Origin of the sequence: uncultured Roseobacter sp. (assembly GCF_947495275.1) — a bacterium.
Classification (GTDB): Bacteria; Pseudomonadota; Alphaproteobacteria; order Rhodobacterales; family Rhodobacteraceae; genus Roseobacter.
The window spans coordinates 140,471-159,893 of the sequence record NZ_CANLYL010000006.1; the positions used below are offsets into that span (position 1 = coordinate 140,471).

The 19,423-nt window shown below is 55.8% G+C and carries 16 protein-coding genes and 1 riboswitch; of the genes, 8 read left to right on the forward strand and 8 right to left on the reverse strand.

Annotated features, from left to right (window positions below; translation table 11 throughout):
* Positions 1-12 precede the first annotated feature (12 nt).
* Positions 13-1,038, forward strand: coding sequence for a proline racemase family protein (locus Q0802_RS12925; RefSeq protein WP_298918836.1), 1,026 nt, complete (start codon positions 13-15; stop codon positions 1,036-1,038).
* Positions 1,039-1,135: 97 nt separating this feature from the next.
* On the opposite strand, the gene Q0802_RS12930 is transcribed toward Q0802_RS12925, so the two are convergent.
* The 7 genes from Q0802_RS12930 to Q0802_RS12960 all read right to left on the reverse strand — a co-directional run bounded on the left by Q0802_RS12930 (position 1,136) and on the right by Q0802_RS12960 (position 8,682).
* Positions 1,136-1,537, reverse strand: a complete 402-nt coding sequence (locus Q0802_RS12930) for a DUF1636 family protein (RefSeq protein ID WP_298918838.1) — start codon at positions 1,535-1,537, stop codon at positions 1,136-1,138.
* 103 nt (positions 1,538-1,640) lie between these two features.
* A riboswitch (cobalamin riboswitch) is annotated at positions 1,641-1,858 on the reverse strand.
* A gap of 29 nt (positions 1,859-1,887) precedes the next feature.
* Positions 1,888-2,895: a GSU2403 family nucleotidyltransferase fold protein gene (locus Q0802_RS12935; RefSeq protein WP_298918840.1), complete on the reverse strand. Its 1,008-nt coding sequence runs from the start codon at positions 2,893-2,895 to the stop codon at positions 1,888-1,890.
* Positions 2,896-3,149: 254 nt separating this feature from the next.
* Positions 3,150-5,036 (reverse strand): alpha/beta fold hydrolase, encoded by a 1,887-nt coding sequence (locus Q0802_RS12940; protein ID WP_298918843.1) that lies wholly within the window; start codon positions 5,034-5,036, stop codon positions 3,150-3,152.
* 1 nt (position 5,037) lies between these two features.
* On the reverse strand, positions 5,038-5,925 hold the full coding sequence (locus Q0802_RS12945) for a branched-chain amino acid ABC transporter permease (RefSeq protein WP_298918846.1): 888 nt from the start codon (positions 5,923-5,925) through the stop codon (positions 5,038-5,040).
* Positions 5,922-6,704 carry an ATP-binding cassette domain-containing protein gene (locus Q0802_RS12950; RefSeq protein ID WP_298918849.1) on the reverse strand — a complete coding sequence of 261 codons (783 nt, stop codon included), beginning with the start codon at positions 6,702-6,704 and terminating at the stop codon, positions 5,922-5,924. Before Q0802_RS12950 ends, Q0802_RS12945 begins: the two co-directional genes overlap by 4 nt.
* Complete coding sequence (locus Q0802_RS12955; RefSeq protein ID WP_298918852.1) at positions 6,701-7,435, reverse strand: ABC transporter ATP-binding protein; 735 nt, start codon at positions 7,433-7,435, stop codon at positions 6,701-6,703. The genes Q0802_RS12950 and Q0802_RS12955 overlap by 4 nt, the downstream gene beginning before the upstream one ends.
* 17 nt (positions 7,436-7,452) lie before the next feature.
* Positions 7,453-8,682 carry an ABC transporter substrate-binding protein gene (locus Q0802_RS12960; protein WP_298918855.1) on the reverse strand — a complete coding sequence of 410 codons (1,230 nt, stop codon included), beginning with the start codon at positions 8,680-8,682 and terminating at the stop codon, positions 7,453-7,455.
* 100 nt (positions 8,683-8,782) lie between these two features.
* On the opposite strand from Q0802_RS12960, the gene Q0802_RS12965 reads away from it, so the two are divergent.
* From Q0802_RS12965 to Q0802_RS12975, 3 genes are all read left to right on the forward strand, one after another.
* Entirely contained in the window at positions 8,783-9,481 is a 699-nt protein-coding gene (locus Q0802_RS12965) for an autoinducer binding domain-containing protein (protein WP_298918857.1), read from the forward strand.
* Between the two features lie 196 nt (positions 9,482-9,677).
* Positions 9,678-10,967, forward strand: coding sequence for a sorbosone dehydrogenase family protein (locus Q0802_RS12970; protein ID WP_298918860.1), 1,290 nt, complete (start codon positions 9,678-9,680; stop codon positions 10,965-10,967).
* Between the two features lie 130 nt (positions 10,968-11,097).
* Positions 11,098-12,249 carry an amidohydrolase gene (locus Q0802_RS12975; RefSeq protein ID WP_298918863.1) on the forward strand — a complete coding sequence of 384 codons (1,152 nt, stop codon included), beginning with the start codon at positions 11,098-11,100 and terminating at the stop codon, positions 12,247-12,249.
* A 69-nt stretch (positions 12,250-12,318) separates the two neighbouring features.
* Here the strand turns inward: Q0802_RS12975 and Q0802_RS12980 are convergent, their stop codons facing one another.
* A complete protein-coding gene (locus Q0802_RS12980) occupies positions 12,319-13,125 on the reverse strand; it encodes a nucleotidyltransferase domain-containing protein (protein ID WP_298918866.1) in 807 nt (268 codons plus the stop codon).
* 288 nt (positions 13,126-13,413) lie between these two features.
* Here Q0802_RS12980 and Q0802_RS12985 point away from each other — a divergent pair, with 288 nt between their 5' ends.
* The 4 genes from Q0802_RS12985 to Q0802_RS13000 all read left to right on the forward strand — a co-directional run bounded on the left by Q0802_RS12985 (position 13,414) and on the right by Q0802_RS13000 (position 19,375).
* On the forward strand, positions 13,414-15,657 hold the full coding sequence (locus Q0802_RS12985) for a molybdopterin-dependent oxidoreductase (RefSeq protein WP_298918869.1): 2,244 nt from the start codon (positions 13,414-13,416) through the stop codon (positions 15,655-15,657).
* 514 nt (positions 15,658-16,171) lie between these two features.
* Positions 16,172-16,996, forward strand: coding sequence for a helix-turn-helix transcriptional regulator (locus tag Q0802_RS12990; RefSeq protein WP_298918872.1), 825 nt, complete (start codon positions 16,172-16,174; stop codon positions 16,994-16,996).
* A gap of 283 nt (positions 16,997-17,279) precedes the next feature.
* Entirely contained in the window at positions 17,280-18,383 is a 1,104-nt protein-coding gene (locus Q0802_RS12995) for a LacI family DNA-binding transcriptional regulator (protein ID WP_298918874.1), read from the forward strand.
* Positions 18,380-19,375, forward strand: a complete 996-nt coding sequence (locus tag Q0802_RS13000) for an ABC transporter substrate-binding protein (RefSeq protein WP_298918877.1) — start codon at positions 18,380-18,382, stop codon at positions 19,373-19,375. The genes Q0802_RS12995 and Q0802_RS13000 overlap by 4 nt, the downstream gene beginning before the upstream one ends.
* Positions 19,376-19,423: the final 48 nt, after the last annotated feature.

Here is a 19,423-nt window from a genome sequence, read left to right on the forward strand (position 1 = left end):
CCGGAGCCCGCCATGCGATCCACGAAACTCATCCATATCGTCAGCGCGCATGCGGCGGGCGAGGTGGGGGATGTTATTGTCAGCGGATGCGACCCGCCGCCCGGAGATACACTTTGGGACCAGCGAAGCTGGATTGCGGAAGATCAGACGCTTCGCAATTTCGTGCTCAATGAGCCTCGTGGCGGTGTCTTCAGGCACGTCAATTTGCTGGTACCTCCCAAATCAAAAACGGCCGATGCTGCATGGATCATCATGGAACCAGAGGACACGCCGCCGATGTCGGGGTCAAACGCCATGTGCGTCGCAACGGTGTTGCTAGAAACCGGCATTCTGCCGATGCAGGAACCACTGACCCATATAACGCTCGAAGCGCCGGGTGGCGAGATACGCGTCGAAGCGACTTGCCAGAACGGCAAGGTTACAAAAGTTTCCATCACGAACGTCGCATCATTTGCGGACCAGATTGATGTGAGTTTGACTGTCCCCGGCCTGGGACAGATCAAGGTTGATACAGCGTTTGGCGGCGACAGTTTCGTGCTCGTTGATGCGCGCCAGATTGGTATGGAACTGGAACCCGGGAATGCACGTCATCTCGCCAAACTCGGCGCCGAACTTACCGATGCTGCAAACAACCAGATAGGCTTCACACACCCGGAGATTCCGGATTGGGATCATATTTCGTTTTGTCAATTCACCTGGCCAGTTGAAACCGCATCTGGAAAATCGACAGGCGCCAATGCGGTGTCAATCAAACCCGGAAAGCTGGACCGATCCCCGTGTGGCACCGGAACTTGCGCCCGAATGGCCTTGCTGCATGCCAAAGGGAAAATGACCGTGGGCGCGAAGCTTCATTCCAAATCCATCATCGGGTCAGAATTCATCGGCGAGATCGTGGCTCAAACGACGGTCGGAAGCCGACCCGCAATCATCCCAAAAATCGCGGGAACAGCCTGGATTACCGGCACACATCAATTGATGCTGGACCCCACCGATCCATGGCCTGGCGGGTATCGGCTAAGTGATACCTGGCCCGCCTGACCAAAACATCGCACCCTGTTTGGACCATCCTTGATAAATTAGCGCCAGCGCGCCACCACCCGAGGGCAAGAAACGGTGCAGCCAAGGTCGCAGCAAATCAAGAGATCCGCACGTCACTTTCCTCCAGTGCTATGATCGCCGCGGGAGTTCTGGGCCGAGGTCGCCGCAGTTTGTCTACCCCCTCGGCTTGGGAAAGCCACTCGCCCTTCGTGTGCGTGTTCTGCCGAGCAAGGGTCACGAGAGTTCCAATATCAGCCTCGGCGTCAACATCGCCAAAGAGATAGGCGGCTGTTCGCGTTCCATGATAGGCAAGCGTACAGGGACGCCCGCAGCCCGCGACAAAGGCAACGCCCGAGATTTCAAAATCGTCCTTGATCGTGTCACCCGCTGCATCAATAGCAGCACGCAACCGTGCAATCAGCTCATAGCCAGGGGCGCAGCTGCGACCCTTATGCGGGCAGGATTTACAGATTGTAATCCGGTGTCTTGATGTTCCCATGTCGCCCTCCGCGATATCGCGAGGAACCGACCGGGGTATGCATATCTCGACGGGTTGAACCGTAGAACCACCATATCCTCCTGTCCGGACACCCCGCCCGGGTTGAAGTTGCGTTGACGATGGCAGGTCTCCTGACTTGCGGGTCTGGGCTTGCCCGATCCTTCCCGAATGCCATGGCATTCAGTGGTGATCATCGGGGTCACTCGCCGCTTACAGTTGCGGGGGCAGTCACGGAATCAGCACGTTCTGGCGCTTCACCGTATTCCCTTTTCATCCCGGAATCGTTTCGCTCCTCCGGGAACCATCAGGTCTTTTGTCGGGGACAAACGGCAAGGCGTCAAGGCGTGAAATCAGCTCAGGTACTCTCTTGTCGTTTTCGGTAGTTTTGCCAGACTAGCCTCTAGCCGACTGGTCCATTTTGGCCCACGTGCGAGGGCCGTTTCATAGGCTTCCTTGAGCTCATCAGGTCGCAATTCTGCAAGTGCGCGGATCAGAAATTCCGCTTGTGCGCGATCTTTCATCGATTTTTGAGCGTCAGGCCCCCCAGCCCTGCGATCTGCCACAATCAATTTGTGGATCGCATATTTTTCAGGCCGCGGGATCTGTATCAACACACCGGATCGATAGAGTGACGCTGCTGGTATTGGGTCGTCCAGGAGGTAATCGAGGTGTCGCAAGGCAATTGCGCTGACCCCGAGAGCCGGCAGGTCCCGCACACCCTCGTCGCGTTGCGCCGGCATCAGAAACTCCACCAGGGTTTCACCGCCACCTTGGGACCAGCGCCATGTGCGCGTGTGATCTATGGATGGCATCGGCTGGAATTTCAGATCACTGAAAACTTCTGCCAGCGGCGTTTCCACCGCATCACCAACTGCAAAGGATAATCGCTCAAAACTGCCAATGTCGATGTCACCAGTCTGCGCCAACTGATCAAATCCCAACCGAACCCCAAGTTCGCCTTCGTAATGTCTGAAAGCCACCGTTCCCACCAACGTCCCGCCGAGCCGAAATACCCCGGTGCGTGCAAAAGCACTGAGCAAGCTGCCCGTGCGTTGGTCGGCAGAGGCGTACCCTTCAGCTCTCAACACTCTGACCAAACGCGTTTGTTCGCGCTTCCGTTCTGCCTCCGCTGCCTTCAGGTCTTTGGCCTGCTCAAGCCGCCCACGCAATTCCGAGCTATCCGGACCGATGTATTTCTGGGCCATAGTATTGCCGACCCTATATTTATCGTACCAAAAAACACGCCCTTTGACGGTCACGGCAACGGCCGTTCCCTTTAGGTTTGAGACCAGATCATCGCGCAGGAGCCGTAGAAGGTCGTGGTAGGCCGACATCCCGATCTGAGAGTGGAACTTCATTTGTTATCCAGCAAAAATATATTTTGTTGTATAATGTCGCATTTCTAACTATACAGCAATAATATATTTAGCTGTATAACTACTCTTTGCCAGCTCAAAGCTTACCGCCGTTGTCGGCCGCCCGCGCTTTTGTACCGTCAGCTTTGTGCAAAGGCGATCCAAAAACCGGTTTCATTTTTGGTGACCATAACGGTGTTTTTGGATCGGTGCGAAGCACAGATTCGGATAGATTTCCAACACTTGCCAACAAGAAGTCATGCAGAGCGCCGCAACGTACGATCTTTGACCGCTGCCTCAAAAAACGCTTCCAATTCGCGATTGAAGACCTCTGGTTGATTGAAGAAAGGCGCATGCCTGCCGCCGGGAATATCGGTTGGATGCCCTTTCCAGACGTTTCCGAAAGGCAGATCAGCAATGTAGCGATGGTTCAGAAACGGGTCGTCATCACCGTTCATGATGGCAACCGGGATGTCCCCTTCGCGCAGCATGCGCATCTGGCGCGGCCAGTCGACCACGGTCAGTTTGGTGATCATGTAATAGCGCGCGCGACCATCCGTGCGGCGCACGTTTCTGTGCAGAAAGGCGCTCTTGTCCGATTTTGGCACGGTGGCATGACTGGCCAGAGTTACCGTTTCGCGTCCCGTCAGGTATTGCTTTCCCGCCAGAATGATATGCGATTTGGCGTTATGCCCACGGGCAAAATCATCCGGCGCAACGGTCAGCGGCGATGTTCCCGTGGTCACGACACCGCTGTAGGCCGCCGGATTGCGTGAGGTCAGCTCCAGCGCGTTATATCCCCCCAAAGACCATCCAACGACAAAAGGGCGCTCGACACCCAGTTTTTGCAGGATTTCTTCGGCAATATCCGCATAAGCGATCACGTTATAGGTCTGCTCGGGCGATCCGTTGTCGGACACGCCATGCCCGGGCAGATCAAAAGCAATCAGGCGGTGCCGGTCACGGAAATGGGCGAACTGGTTCTGAAAGGCTTCCTTGCAGGCGGAATTGCCGTGCAAAAACAGGATCGGCGGGCCCGCATGTTGAGCCGACGGGCCGATATCGACGACAGCAATGCGGCCATGGGCCGTGTCGATCATCTGCTCCGGAATGCCGGTGATTTTCTGACGTACAGCGCGCTCGGCACCTCTGCGGTAGCGGGCCATCATACTGCTGCGCATGTTCTGGGCAAGCTCCCGCAGCTCCTGAACGACGCCCCAGAGCCCGCCGGGGTAGAAAATCATCACCGCCACAATCAGAATGGCGATGAGAATGTCACGCCAGGGGCCCAGCGATGCCATGCTTTCAGACAGCAGAATGATGATGAAAGCGGCGATGACAGGCCCCCAAATCGTGCCAAGCCCACCGACCAGCAGAATGGACAAAACCAGCGTCAGGCTACCAATGCCAAAGATATCCGGGGAGGCCACACGCACATAGGAGCCATAAAACCCCCCCGCGATCCCCACAAAAAACGCACTGACCGCGAGCGTGGCCAGACGGGTTTTCCACTCGGACACACCGCGCGCCTGTGCGTAATACTTGTTGTCTCTCAACGCGACAATGCTGCGACCCAGGGCGCTGCGCGTGATCAGAAACAGCGCACCCACCGACCCCACCATGAGCACAAACGCGGTGTAGTAATAGCCGATCTTGCCGTCCTTGACGAAACGGTATCCGTCGATTTGCAGCATCGGCAGGGTGACCATGCCCGAGGTGCCCCCGGTGATCTGGCTTTGACTGATGACAATCTGGTAGAGGATCTGGCTGAAGGCGATGGTGACAAGGATCACATACATCCCGTCAAGGCGCAGCACGGGCAGCACCATGAAGGACGCCACCAGCGCCACAATCGGGCCGGACAGCAGGATCGCCAGCCAGGGGTTTACCCCGTAGGTTTTGGCCAGAATGCCATATGCGTAGATGCCAACGGCGAAGAGCGCCACATGGGCGAAATTCAGCAAGCCGCCATAGCCGAAACTGAGATCCCAACTGGCTGCAACAATGGCAAAAACCATCGCCAGGATCAGCAGGTGCCGCAGGTAGGATGCATCAAAGACAAATGGGAAAACCGCCAGCAGGACCACGGTCACGACAGTCGGGATCAGGCCGTTGGTGAGGTGAAATGGGGGATCGTAGCGCATGTCAGAGTGTTCTCTGATGGTGGCCGAACAGGCCCGAGGGTTTGATGGTGAGCACAACCGTCATCATGGCAAAGAGCATCGCTGGCGCCCAATAGAGCCCCAGGTAGAAAATGGTGAAACTTTCGACAAGACCAACGATCAGAGCCGCATATATGGGGCTGGTGAACCGCGCAATCCCGCCGAAAATCACAACGATCAGCGCTTTCATGAGCGGGTCGGCGCCAAACGTGGGGTTGATGAAGCGGATGGAGCCGACGAAGTATCCCGCCATCCCGGCCATGGCGGCGGAAAGGCCGAAGGCCAGCGCATAGAGCAGCGGTACGTTCAGCCCCATCAGCTCAGCCGCCTGCCGGTTTTGCGCAACAGCGCGCATTGATCGGCCCGTTCTGGTGCGTGCCAGCAACCAGCCTGCAAACCCCAGGATGAGCGCGACCATGACAATCAGCGCGATGTCATTGCCCGAAAAGGCGACGGGCCCGATAGAAATTGTGCCCTCTGCAATCGCGACGATCTGTTTGGCGCGCGGCCCCCAGATCAGCAGCATGGCGTTTTGCAGGATCGTCGCACCCGCAAGGGTCGTGATCACCGTGGCCGCGATGATATTGTCTTTTCGCTCAAACGGCCGGATGAAGATTTGCTGGAAAAGGATGCCCGCCGCGAACATGACCACCAGCGTCGCACTGAGCCCTGCCACATGTCCCAGCCCCAGCGCCTCAGCATTGGACACCTGCCAACCGATGTAAGCCCCGAGCGCGATGAAAGCACCATGTGAAAAATTGAAGATACCCAATGTCGACCAAACCACGGCCAGCCCGGAGGCCATGAGCGCGTAGAGTGCGCCCAGCACGATCCCCCCTGACAGGACGAAGAGAAAGCTTTCGACACTCATGCGGCATGATCTCCGAACAGCATGGCCATAAGATCGTCATGCGAGGGAATTTCGGATTTCTCCAACTTGCGAGAGATCCGACCGTGATCAAAGAGGTAAAGCCGGTCAATCAACTCGGTCAGAAAGGTTACATCCTGATCAATCAGGATGAGCGGCACGCCGGAGGCTTTGATCTGGCCAACCGCCTGACAAAGCTCCTGCCGCAGTTTCGGTGACAGGCCCAACGTCGGTTCATCCAGGATCATCAGTTTGGGATTGCCCATCAGCCCTACGGAAATCGCCACCATCTGCCGCTCGCCTCCCGACAGGAAGCGGATCTTGCTTTTCAGGCGCTCCCGCAGCCTTGGGAAAAGCGCATGCACCAGTTCGAGCTGGTGGGCCTCATCGCCGCGCCCCCGGCCCGCAATCGGCGCAATGGCAAGCGTTTCCGCCACCGTCATTTCCGGAAAAAGCAGATTGCCCTCCGGCACATGGATCAGCCCTGCGCGCGCCACCGTCTTTGGGTCCATCCGGCGGCGGGTGACCACGTCGTAGTTGAAATTGCGCCATCTGCGCGACCCGCGATCCCCCACCCGGTTCATGCGTTGACCGTCAAAAATGACATCCCCCGTCCAGGGTGCCAGAACACCGCTGATGGTTTTCATCAGCGTGGATTTGCCATGCCCGTTTGGGCCGAAAAACCCGATGCTTTCACCCGCCTCGATGGTCAGGTCGATATGGCTGAAAATCTGGATCGGGTCGTATCCGCCCGACAGATTGCGCAATTCCAACAGGCTCATGCGGGTGTGCCCAGATAGGCTTCGATCACGGTGGGATTGGCGACAACTGTAGCCGGATCACCCAGGGCGATCACCCGGCCCTGATCCAGCACCATTAGCCTGTCTGAAACCTCCATCAGCAATGACAGCACATGCTCAACCAGCAGGATGGTCATGCCCAGCTCATTCAGATGCGTGATCAGCGCGCGCATTTTGTCTATTTCGCTGACCGTCAGACCGGACGCCGGCTCATCAAGCAGCAATACGGCCGGGTCCAGCGCCACGGCCCCCGCGATCATCACCAGTTTGCGCAGATAGACCGGTAATCGCCCGGCCTGCCAGTTGTGCAGTGTCGCAGGAAAGCCCACCAGATCCAGCGCCTGTTCGGCAAGGGCAATCTTCTGCGCAAATGCAGAGGCCCGGTTCGTCTGCTCGATGGTCACAAGGACATTGTCGATGCTCGACAGGTTGCCAAAGACGCTTTCGCGCTGGAAGGTCCGCGCGATTCCGCGCTTGGCGATTTCGTTGTTCGCAAGGTTGGAAATCTGTGCGCCCTTGAACAGGACGATACCACTGGTTTGAGCGAACGGCACCCGCGTGATTGCGTTGAAAAGCGTGGATTTGCCGGATCCATTGGGCCCGGCAATCCCCAATATCTCCCCCGGCCGAACTTCAAAGCTGACACCATCAACCGCCGTCAACGCGCCGAATTTCTTGGTCAGATCAGAAACTACGAGAACGGGTTCAGACATTGCGCGCGTCCCAAGGCTCAGTTGGACATCCAGGGCGGCAGCATGAACGACCCGTTGGCATAGGCGTCGGGTTCAAACAGCACGCGTTCACCATCCTGAATCTGCCAGAAAGAGACCGGAACGTGGTCATTGCTTTGCAGGGCGACATGGGTGTCGGGATCGAATTCAAGATTGCCTGCGGCGGTCGGGCGTTTGATCTGCCCGATGGCTGCGGCGATGGCTTTGCGGTCTGTGGGATCACCCACCGCCTGCAAGGCCTCGAAATAGAAATTGGTCATCTCATAAAGGCCAACACCGTAAGCACCGGACGCCACGCCAAAACGGGCCTCATATTCCGCCATCAAAGCCTTGCCGCGAGGCCATTTGTCGCTGTTCAGGGGCGCATTGATCAGGTTGTAAAGAACGCCCGTAGAGTTCTCGCCCGTCAGGGACACAAACTCCGGCACCGACGGCGCATATTGCAAAAAGACCAGCGAATTTGTCGGGCTGTCCAGAAACTGGTTGAGAAACAGCGCCGAATTGCCTGGCAGATAATCCGTGTTGATGATCAGATCAGGGTTCGTGTCACGCACTTTGGCCAGAACGGCCCGCCAATCTCCGACTTCGCCAAAAGGCACCAGTTCGTCGACAACAATGCGCCAGCCGCCTTCTTCAAAGGAGACCTTCATGCCTTCCGAAATGGTTCTGGAATAGGCGTTGTCCGATGAAATGATAGCCACCGATTTGTCACGCAGGGTGATCTCGCCCCGGTCCGCCAAAGCTTCGATCGCTGGTCTGACATCCGTTTCATACCCTTTGAACGACGCCGTGTACGACCAGCAACACCAGTAATAATCGATGTCCTGAGTGGTGATGGCGGCAAAGGACGGTGAGGGGCCGGCGGCAATGTAGGGCATATCCGCTTCCGCCATCAGATCGACCTCGAATAGCGACAGGGATGCGTAACCCGTCAGCATGAACTCAATGCCATCCGTGCCCAAAAGCCGTTCCGCCGCTGAGGAGACATTTGCCGCCGAGCCGTCTTTGACATCGGCAACCACAACTTCGAAAGTGTACCCAGCGATCCCGCCTTTTTCATTTATCTCGTCGACGGCCCAGTTAACGCCATTGACGAATTCCTGTCCGTCAGCTGCGGAGGGCCCTGTCAGCGGTGCAAGCAGGCCGATTTTCGTCACTTCCGCCCAGACGGCTGGAGCAGCCAGAACCAGCCCGCCAGCGGCACAGATCGACACGATGTGTTGTTTCATTTAGACTACCCCCAATGTGAATTTTCACGAATGAGGCAATCTGCACACGCAGGGCATTCTCATGTCCACTATCAGATTTGATAGTTTGAAGGGGAAGGATATGCAGGTTTCAGAGTTTGCTGATTGCGAAAACTTCAATGACCTTGAGGCCAGGATCGAAGACTACTGCGCCCGTTTTGGTCTGACCTTCTTTTCTTATCTGATGCTTCGGGGCAGTCACAATCAGCCTACGCGCTTTCTGTCCAACTACGAAACCGAATGGAGCAGCCGCTACGTCAGTAAATCTTATCAACATTACGATCCCGTGGCGGTGAAATCCAAAGGGTCCCGGCTTCCATTCTTCTGGAACCAGGGCAGATTCTTGAAACCATTTGTAAAGTTGCAAAAACGGGTTTTTCACGAAGCTCGCGCATTCAGAATATCAGCCGGATATTCCATACCCGTTGCGGGGCCGGATGGTGATCTGGCGGTTTTGACCATGGCCGATCCAGATGAGAGGCATCTGGTGGACGTTATCCGCTCGGAGGGTTCCGGACTACTCATGTCCGCGCTGCAAGTGCATGATCAGGCAATGGTCCTTTCGGCATCGCCGCGCAGTAGCCAACTGGCCGAACTCACCGATCGTGAACTCGATTGTCTGAAATGGACTGCAGATGGCAAAACCAGTGATGAAATTGCTGAGATCGTTTTGATCTCGGCACCTACGGTGAACTACCATCTGAACAAGGCGGTAACCAAACTGCACGCCGCCAACCGACTTCATGCCGCGATTATCGCGGTGCGAAACGGGATCATTTGACCAAAGGCGAAACAGCGTTGCATCAATTGCCGATAGCTGTCCGATTTTGGCACCGGCGCGCAGCAAGCAATCGGTCGCTATGTGATCAAAGAAAATACAACCGTATTCGAAAACTTTATCGGTTCGGATGGCAAATCGGCTTGTTGGTACCACGAAAACACCGCTAGGTTTGTGCGGAACAACACCGAGGCCCAAGATGGAACTGATTGCAAAAGCCACCGCCCTTGTGGGCGGTACAGTGGCATTCATGCGCAAGATGGGGGCCCCTTCCCATCAAGCGGTAGGCGCTGCACCTGATATCCCGGACGCCAAGAAGCAGGGGATCATGACCCTGAAAATGCCAGTCGCCCAAGGATGGCAAGAAGGCCATCTGCCCTCCTGCGCGCCGGGTCTGAAGGTGAATGCCTTCGCTTCGGGGCTTGATCACCCGCGCTGGATCGAGGTTCTCCCCAACGGTGATGTGCTTGTGGCAGAATCGAAAGAGGAGGTCGGCCATCCCAAGACGCTGATGGACCATGCAGCGCAAGCGACCATGCGACGCGTCAAAGCGATTGGAAAAAGTGCCAATCGCGTAAGTTTGTGGCGCGACACCGATGGCGATGGGGTCGCCGAAACCCGGGAGGTTTTTGTTGAAAATGAAAACCAGCCCTTTGGTATGGCTCTGGTCGGAAACGATTTCTATCTGGGCAATACGGATGGGATCAAGGTTTTCGGCTATGTGCCGGGGTCCACATCCCTCAGCGGACCCGGTAAAAAGCTGGTCGATTTCAAACCACACGGGCATTGGACACGCAGTCTTCTTGTCTCGGCGGATGAGAAGAAAATTTACGCCGGCGTCGGTTCGCTCACCAATATTGCCGACCATGGAATGGAGGTCGAGGAGGGGCGCGCTGCGATCTGGGAGCTTGATGTTGCAAGCAAGGAGGCGCGTGTATTTGCGTCTGGCCTACGCAACGCCGTTGGTATGGCATGGGAGCCGCAAACCAATGTGCTTTGGACCGTTGTGAACGAGCGTGACGGTCTGGGAGACGAAACCCCGCCCGACTACCTGACGTCTGTTCAGGACGGTGGTTTTTACGGATGGCCTTTCTCTTACTGGGGCGACACCGTTGATGACCGGGTACCTCAAGATGCAGAGCTCGTCGCTCAGGCAATCACACCGGAATATGCATTAGGCGGTCACACAGCGTCACTTGGCCTGTGCTGGATGCCCGAAGGTACCTTGCCCGGTTTCGGAGAGGGCATGGTCATCGGACAACATGGTTCTTGGAACAGATCAAAGCTGAGCGGCTATAAACTGATTTTTGTGCCCTTTGAAAACGGCAAACCAAACGGTGCGCCGCAGGACATCCTTTGGGGGTTTCTGTCGGATGACGAAAAGGTCGCCTATGGTCGCCCCGTAGGAGTTGTGATCGGCGCAGATGGCAAATCGTTGTTGATGGCGGATGATGTCGGAGACATCATTTGGCGCGTGACCGCAGCATAGTCCGACAGAGCCCGGACGACCCTCGTATTGCCGTCCAAAAGGATCGTGAAGCTCGACCCTTCGCGATGAGGTCCGTTTCAAAGCCTGGTGGAATTCAAGATCATCGCGCAGGAAAAAAGGAAATGGTCGCGTGCTTACCAACTCAGATTTGATCGAGCTTACGGCGTTTCGCCGTCAATTGCACCGGCACCCGGAGGTCTCCGGGGAAGAAGCGGAAACAGCACGGGCCATTGCAGCCGCTCTCGATACACTCGCGCCAACGAAAGTTCTAACCGGATTGGGTGGGCACGGAGTGGCCGCAATCTTCGACAGCGGCATCGAAGGCCCAACCGTTCTGTTTCGTGCCGAACTTGACGCTTTACCAATTCAGGAGTTGAACGACATCCCCTGGAAATCGGAAGTTGCCGGAAAATCGCATATGTGCGGGCATGATGGTCATATGACCCAACTGCTGGCCCTTGGTCGCATGATCTCAAGGGAACCGGTCGGCAAGGGTCGCGTTGTACTGATGTTTCAACCCGCAGAAGAAGACGGCAGCGGCGCCCGCGCGGTGGTCGCCGACCCAGAGTATGCGCAGATCCAAGCTGACTGGGCCTTCGCCATTCACGTTGAACCAGGCCGCCCCTTTGGCCATGTATCGACGCGCGCTGGCTTGATGAACTGCGCGTCTCGCGGGTTAAAGATCCAGTTACAGGGAAAGACAGCGCACGCCGCTGATCCCGAAGCTGGAATTTCGCCCGCCCGTGCCGTAGCCCAGTTGATCCCGGTTCTGGATGACCTGGGGCAAGGTGGCCCTCTTGATGATGAATTCCGTCTTGTGACGGTGACCCATGTCCAAATCGGCGAACCAACCTTTGGTATCGCGCCCGGTGCTGCGGTGATTTTTGTCACATTGCGCACATCAGCGGACCCGGCAATGGAAGCGCTTGACCAAGCCGCGCGCAAATTTGCCAAAACAATTGCCAATGAAACTGGTCTGGAGGTTGGGTTTACGGTGCATGACGACTTCGCCGCATCGATCAACGACAAAGATGCGACAGATGTTGCGATCGCGGCAATGAATGCGATTGGTGTCGCAAATAACGACACCGATCTGCCAATGCGGGCGTCCGAGGATTTTGGCGTGTTCGGGTGGCATGCCAAAGCCGCCATGCTGTGCTTGGGGCCGGGCGAAGACTACGCCGCTTTGCACAACCCGGACTATGATTTCCCGGATGATCTTATCCCCGTAGGCTCTGCCATATTCGAGCGCATCGCCCGTGATCTATTGGGGCGCGCCTGACCATACCAGAAGCTCACAGCGCAAACAGATTTCTCCGCGGCGAATGGGCCAAGAGGCTCGCCGCGTTCATCACTCCAACTGGTAAGGCCGCTCAATCGACAACCGTTCCTTGAGCACATTCCATGTCGCGGCCTCAAATCTCTCCGGCCAGTCGATCCCCAGATCAACGGCCCTTTTCCGAGCGCGGGGAATATAAGCCTCTGCGTAGGCCAAATGTGTCTCGATCATGCTATGGCGATTGGGCTTTGGTGGCGGGAGCGACGTCAGCAACTCCTTTTGAGCGTCGGAAATCAGCCGGTTCAGGTGTAAGATGCCGCCGCGATTTGGCGCCGCAGTTTCTTCGATCAGAAGCTCCACGAGAAGGTTTCTGAGATGAAAAACACCCAAAACACCGTTGATGTATTCTTCGCGGCCCGCCGCGACATGAAGCAATCCCAGAATCCGGATAAATTCCTCGACCTGATAGAGGAATTTTCGAGCATCCGGTTTTCGGTCCGGCAGGGTTTTTGGCAAGCCGTCAAATATCCCGGCGTGATCGAACAGCACTTTGAGTGTGTCTTGAGAATGCGCACCCATCTGGTCAGGTTTTAGGATGATCAGATCGATGCGAATCCAGTCGTCAGTGATTGCGTTGATCAGCACCGGGATGTTGGTGCGATCCCACCATAGAACGATCTCGCCGGTTCTTGAAACAGCGCGACGCCAAACTTCCGCGAGAGCGTCTGTCGCCCCTTCGTCGGTCACCATGACAAGATCAATATCGCTATGGGCATCGGCCATCCCGTTCCCGTAGCTGCCGCTAAGAAACAGCGCCCTGATACCTTCGACCTTTTCAGTTGCCTCGACAATCGTCTGGATCGCTTCCGCGGGGGTCATAAGTCACACCTTTGCTGGTATCGTTTGCGCAAACCTACCACCGATCGGGGAGCGGTCAATTTGGGTCATAGAAAACAGAACCGGGATGAATGCTACCTTTCCGCCGCAATTACTGACCTTCGCTCCCTTCTCGTGCATAAGCAGTCCTCGGTCTTGCCAAAGAGGCTGACCGATCTCAATGCCGATTACCCCAGACATTCAAATCTATTGCTTGACTAAAGAACCGCTTCGGCGAGACAACATCGTCAGACCGACCCGTTTCGGGCGGAAAGTTTCAGGGAGATTAGGATGAATCGCCCCGATCGCGATCTGCTTACATCCAGTCATTGGGGGACCTACAGCGTTGACGTCGTCGATGGGCAGGTCACCGGTCTTCGGAATTTTGAACATGATCCTGATCCCTCGCCAATCGGTCACGGTATTGTCGATGTCTTGGAAGGTCCGACCCGTATCACCGCGCCAATGGTGCGGAAAAGCTGGCTTGAGGGCGGCCCTGGCACGGCGGGACAAAAACGCGGGCTGGAAGAATTCGTTGAAGTCAGTTGGCAGGACGTTAACAAGCTTGTCGCTGCGGAACTTAATCGCGTGCGTCAGCAGCACGGCAACAACGCGATTTATGCGGGCTCCTATGGCTGGGCAAGTGCCGGGCGGTTCCACCACGCGCAAAGTCAACTAAAGCGATTTCTCAACTGCATAGGCGGGTTCACCAGCTCAAAAAACACGTACTCCTTTGCCGCCGCAGAAGTCGTGGTGCCGCATGTGCTGGGTACCTTCCGAGGATTTCTGGACACAACAACAAGCTGGGAAAGCATCGCCACTGACTGCGAATTGCTCGTTGCCTTCGGTGGCATCCCTCTGAAAAACGGCCAGATCAGTCAGGGAGGTTTGGGCGCGCATGTACAGATGGCCGGTCTGCACGCGGCAAAGATGGCAAAAGTTCAGTTCGTCAATATCTCGCCACTAAAATCAGACCTGATAGATGACGCGGATGCTCAGTGGTTGGCGCTGCGACCTTCGACCGATGCCGCACTAATGCTGAGCCTGGCATATGAAATACTTGATCAGAACCTGCACGATCAATCCTTCCTCGATCATTACACTGTAGGTTTTGATCGCTTCGCCGCGTATCTGACCGGCGAAACAGATGGTATCCCGAAGTCTGCGGAATGGGCGGCCCGCATCTGCGATTTGCCAGCTTCCGAAATTCAAACCCTTGCACGGCGTATGGCGACCCACCGTACCATGATTTCCGTCGCCTGGGCCCTCACCCGGCAGGACCACGGCGAACAGCCGTTTTGGGCTGCGATCAATCTGGCCGCGATGCTGGGTCAGATGGGCCTGCCGGGCACCGGTATCAGCTTCGGATACTCGGCGATGAACAACGTCGGCCTGAACCGATACGAAATTGACTATGCGTCTTTTCCACAAGGGCAAAACCCGGTGGAGGATTTCATACCAGTGGCGCGACTAACCGACATGTTGGAGAACCCTGGCGGCACATTTACCTACGACGGCGTTTCCTACACCTACCCCGACATCCGTTTGGTCTGGTGGGCAGGGGGTAACCCGTTCCACCATCATCAGGATTTGAACAGATTGCGCCGCGCCTGGGCGCGGCCTGAAACCATTATCGCCAACGAATGGTGCTGGAATGCATTGGCGAAACACGCGGATATTGTGCTGCCCTGCACGACCACATTGGAACGACCGGACATCGCCATGTCTCCCAAGGATCCCTACATCGTGTCGATGGATGCAGCGATTGAACCTGTGGGACAGGCCCGCGACGATTACGACATCTTCTCGGGGATCGCGGCTGAGATGGGCGTGGATCGCGCCTTTACGGAAGGACGCAGTACAGAATCCTGGCTGCGCTGGCTATGGGATGTCTCCCGTCAGCAGGCGGCAAAAGCCGATGTTTCACTCCCCGATTGGGAAACGTTTCAGCGTCAGGGTTGGGTGAAACTCCCAACCCCCGAGGAACCCACAATCATGATGGAGGCCTTCCGGGCCGATCCACAAGCAAACCCATTGCGCACGCCGAGCGGCAAAATCGAGCTTTTTTCGCAGACGGTACATGATTTTGCCTATGATGATTGTCCGGGGCACCCGGTGTGGCTTGAACCGGCTGAATGGCTCGGCGGCGCCAGCACCGACGAATTTCACCTGATCTCGAACCAACCGCGCAATAAATTGCACAGCCAGCTGGATCATGGCCCCGTCAGTTGCGCGGATCGACCAAAGGGTGTTGAGCCGGTCACCATGCACCCAGCGGACGCCGCCATGCTTAACCTCGCTGAGGGTGAGGTCCTGCGCCTCTCCAATGAACGGGGGACCTGCGTTGCAGAATTGCGTACCAGCAAGGACATTCGTCGGGGTGTTATCCAGATTGCCACCGGGGCATGGTTCAAACCGGTCGGTGAGGCCTGCCAAAACGGGAACCCAAACGTTTTGACCCTGGACAAAGGAACCTCGCAACTCGCCCAAGGCCCTGTTGCGCATTCCTGCCTTGTGAGAATTGCCCGCCAGTAAGCTTATCGGCAAGCGGATGCCCATGCCCTTTCACCCTCTACACGTTCCGATTCTGGCAACACAAAAGCAATCGCCACTCAGCTATCTGAACCCTCCAATATCCGGCCGGTTTCGTTTACGCTGTTGCGACCAGCCAGGTTCGCGGGGCAGGCGTTGAGGTCGCCAGTCATCGCGTGGAAACTGCCTATCAATTCTGCGGTTTTGAAAGGTCACAATCATAAGCACTCGCCCTATGCATCTTAGTGGGCCTGAAATTCGCCGCATCACTCTGATCTCACTCTTCTTGTTGTGTAAGGAAACATTCCCCGCAAAAGCTATCCAGCGGAACAGATGTGAAACGCGCGCCCGGCCAAACCCGTAAGTGACCCGTAAGGCTCTTGTCAGCAGATTTGACCAGATGTCATGATCAGGGTTCGAACCGGAAACCGATTGTAGGATTTTCATGCGGAGTGACGCGTCCCAATTCGCTCGAAAGTTAAGAGAATATCGCGCATCCAACGGGCGGCACGGTCGTATGACACAAGAAGAGCTAGCGACATTGCTGGGCGTCAGTATCGATGCGATTGGGAAGTATGAGCGTTCTGTTTCTTTCATCCGGGGAGATTTGGAACACCGCCTCTCTGAACGCCTTGACTGGACCCGCGAGGAGATATTGGCCTGTCGCGGCGAATGGGAGAGCAGATCCCTACAACCAAACCAAGCAAGATACCGTTTGTTGGACAATGCGATGGTCGACCAGATATTTGACGGATCGTGGCGCAACGCAAGCCTTGCCTCCATTGCCATGGCGGAAGCAGAGTTAAGCTCGCTGCCTGATGAAATGGCACCAAATGTCGATGTGTTCTCGCCAATCTACGAGTCATTTCGGGAACATTGGGGCGCCATCATGGCCGACGGCGAGATGGTCGCCAAGTGGACCCTCCCATTTTTGCTTCCTGAAGATGAAGCGCTTTTCCGCGCAGGCAGGTTGATCGAAGCAGATCTTTCCGTTGACACCCTTCGCCGCCCCATTTTGCCAGGTTCGTATTTCGGCTATTGCCCGGCACTGATTGTCAGACCTGGCCATGAAGCAGCGGCCAGCCTTTTGCTGACGTCATTCGTTGATTTTCTGGAAAGTCTGGCCAACCGGGATGTCTATCTCCACGGGCTTGGTACAATATCGGTAACGTCGAGCGGTGCACAGATATGCAAGGACCTGGGCATGATTCGTTTGGGCAGCCATTGTCTCGACGACAGTTTCGGCGTCTGGGAGTTGCCCGGTTCTGCAATCCCCAAATCAGTCTTCGGTCGGCGCAGCGCATTGTTGCGCAGGGCCTATTCTGAAATCCACAAACCTTAGAGATAGGCAGTTGGTTGCCTTTTGATCTGTCGAAAACCATCGCCGAAATTCTGTTGTTTGGTCGGCAGCACCGAACGGCTGGCATCGCCGCTGTCGGATGAATGGCCGCACGGCATCTTTGCAAATGCAACAACCGCGCGCCCACCACGTTGCCTTTGCAAGGGAGCGTTCTTCACGTTCGAAGCCTCTGATTTTCGTCACGCTTGTCACTTGGTTGTCGCATTGCTTGATTATTGACGAATTAGCGAATATCAATATGGAAACGTTTCCATAAGGGGGTAATGTGCGCCAACCGGCCACTATAAAGGACGTAGCTCAACATGCAGGTTGCGGTGTGGCCTCTGTAAGCCGGGTTTTGAATGGCTCCGGGCCAGCCAGTGCCGCGCTGCGAAAAAGGGTACTGGCGGCCGCTGATGAGCTCGGATTTGAATTCAGCGAAATCGGACGGTCGCTACAAAGCAGTACGACACGTACCATCGGCTGCGTAGTCCCTTCGCTGGCAAATCCAGTCTATGCTGACGCGGTGCAAGGCGCACAAGAGACCTTTCAAGCGCAGGGCTACCAGACCTTGCTTGTCTGCACGAGCTACAACGCGGAACTTGAGCTGAACGCCATTCGAACCCTGATGGCAAAACAAGTTGACGGATTTGTTTTGACTGTCAGCGATGCGCTTTCAAGCGAGGGATTGAAATCAATTCAGCGTCGCGAAATCCCTCATTGTCTCTTGTTCAATATGCCGCCAGGAAACGAAGAAAGCTGGTCGGTCGACGACCGCTCTGCCGCCAAATCAGTCGCAGACGCCTTTCATAACGCGGGCCATAAACATGTCGGCTTTCTCGCCCTGAAATTCAAAACATCAGACCGGGCGCGACAAAGATACGAGGGCTTCGTCGAGGGGTGTGCAATTTGCAAAATGCAAAAACCGGCACTGTTAGAAATCAACGAAGACAGCCAGAACCTGACGGAGCTTTTGCAAGGGTTTTTGACAGAAAACCCAACCCTCACCGGGATTTTTGTATCCAATGATTTTCTGGCTCTGGCAACGATCAGAAGTGCGCGGAAACTAGGGCTGAAGGTCCCTTCAGATTTGTCGATCGTCGGTTTTGACGGAATCGACGTTGGCACCATGGTGGAACCAAGCCTTGCGACCATTGTGACCGATCCGAAAATGATGGGTAGCGGCGCGGCAGGAACCGTTCTTTCGATCATCAACGGCACATCGAAGCCCGCCCAACCAGACCCAGAACAATCCTTTAGTTTCCGCGGCGGAGGCAGTCTTGCGCCTCCGGGCGCAGAAAGAACTGACGGCGAAAAGGCTGCAACCTCTTCGCCGTCAAACAATCCAACCCAGAAGAACGCTGAAATCCAACCGGAGAGATCAACATGAGATATAAACTCGCTGCCGCCTTTATGACAATGACGATAGCGTCACCGGCGCTCGCCGCTGATGCGGTCTGCTATAATTGCCCGCCACAATGGGCCGATTGGGCGTCGATGCTGGAAGCAATCGACAAAGAAATCGACGTGCAGATGCCCCATGACAACAAAAATTCAGGTCAGACACTCAGTCAGCTTCTGGCCGAAAAGAACAACCCGGTTGCGGATGTCGCTTACTATGGCGTGACCACCGGGATCAAAGCGGGCAACGAAGCTGTTGCAACGGCCTACAAACCTGCTGGCTTTGACGAAATACCCGAAGGTCTGAAGGATCCCGACGGGAAATGGTTCGCCATTCATTACGGGACATTGGGGTTTTTCGTGAATGTCGATGCATTAGGCGGCGCGGAGGTGCCGCAGTGTTTTGGCGATCTGACGAAACCCGAGTATCGCGGTATGGTCGGATATCTTGATCCCTCCTCGGCCTTTGTTGGTTATGCCGGGGCCGTAGCTGTCAATATGGCTTTTGGCGGTGATCTCGATAACTTTGATCCAGCCATCAGGTACTTCAACGAATTGGCAGAAAACGCACCCATCGTGCCAAAACAAACTTCCTATGCCCGGGTTGTCTCCGGCGAAATTCCAATCCTCTTTGACTATGACTTCAACGCTTATCGCGGAAAATACGAAGAAGACGGCAATTTCGAATTCGTGCTGCCGTGCGAAGGATCGGTGCGCGTGCCCTATGTAATGAGCCTGGTCAACAATGGCCCGAACCCGGAACTTGGAAAACGTGTTCTGGATTTCATCTTGTCGGACAAGGGCCAATCCATCTGGACCAATGCTTATCTTCAACCTGCACGTCCGGTAGAGTTGCCCGCTGAAGTTGCCGAGAAATTCCTGCCCGCCAGCGACTATGAACGCGCTGTGGCGGTGGATTATGCAAAGATGGAAAAGGCCCAAGCCGGATTTGGCGAACGGTATCTGTCTGAAGTCAAGTAATCACCTCTCAGAAGGAAGGGTCGGGCAATATCCCGGCCCTTGCACATA

What these genes read in the sequence shown, in the direction of transcription:
- Q0802_RS12960 (WP_298918855.1), bottom strand. Translation starts at nt 8,682, where the DNA reads ATGAAACAACACATCGTGTCGATCTGTGCCGCTGGCGGGCTGGTTCTG.
- Q0802_RS12935 (WP_298918840.1), bottom strand. Translation starts at nt 2,895, where the DNA reads ATGAAGTTCCACTCTCAGATCGGGATGTCGGCCTACCACGACCTTCTA.
- Q0802_RS13000 (WP_298918877.1), top strand. Translation starts at nt 18,380, where the DNA reads ATGAGATATAAACTCGCTGCCGCCTTTATGACAATGACGATAGCGTCA.
- Q0802_RS12950 (WP_298918849.1), bottom strand. Translation starts at nt 6,704, where the DNA reads ATGAGCCTGTTGGAATTGCGCAATCTGTCGGGCGGATACGACCCGATC.
- Q0802_RS12985 (WP_298918869.1), top strand. Translation starts at nt 13,414, where the DNA reads ATGAATCGCCCCGATCGCGATCTGCTTACATCCAGTCATTGGGGGACC.
- Q0802_RS12925 (WP_298918836.1), top strand. Translation starts at nt 13, where the DNA reads ATGCGATCCACGAAACTCATCCATATCGTCAGCGCGCATGCGGCGGGC.
- Q0802_RS12990 (WP_298918872.1), top strand. Translation starts at nt 16,172, where the DNA reads ATGACACAAGAAGAGCTAGCGACATTGCTGGGCGTCAGTATCGATGCG.
- Q0802_RS12970 (WP_298918860.1), top strand. Translation starts at nt 9,678, where the DNA reads ATGGAACTGATTGCAAAAGCCACCGCCCTTGTGGGCGGTACAGTGGCA.
- Q0802_RS12955 (WP_298918852.1), bottom strand. Translation starts at nt 7,435, where the DNA reads ATGTCTGAACCCGTTCTCGTAGTTTCTGATCTGACCAAGAAATTCGGC.
- Q0802_RS12965 (WP_298918857.1), top strand. Translation starts at nt 8,783, where the DNA reads ATGCAGGTTTCAGAGTTTGCTGATTGCGAAAACTTCAATGACCTTGAG.
- Q0802_RS12980 (WP_298918866.1), bottom strand. Translation starts at nt 13,125, where the DNA reads ATGACCCCCGCGGAAGCGATCCAGACGATTGTCGAGGCAACTGAAAAG.
- Q0802_RS12945 (WP_298918846.1), bottom strand. Translation starts at nt 5,925, where the DNA reads ATGAGTGTCGAAAGCTTTCTCTTCGTCCTGTCAGGGGGGATCGTGCTG.
- Q0802_RS12940 (WP_298918843.1), bottom strand. Translation starts at nt 5,036, where the DNA reads ATGCGCTACGATCCCCCATTTCACCTCACCAACGGCCTGATCCCGACT.
- Q0802_RS12930 (WP_298918838.1), bottom strand. Translation starts at nt 1,537, where the DNA reads ATGGGAACATCAAGACACCGGATTACAATCTGTAAATCCTGCCCGCAT.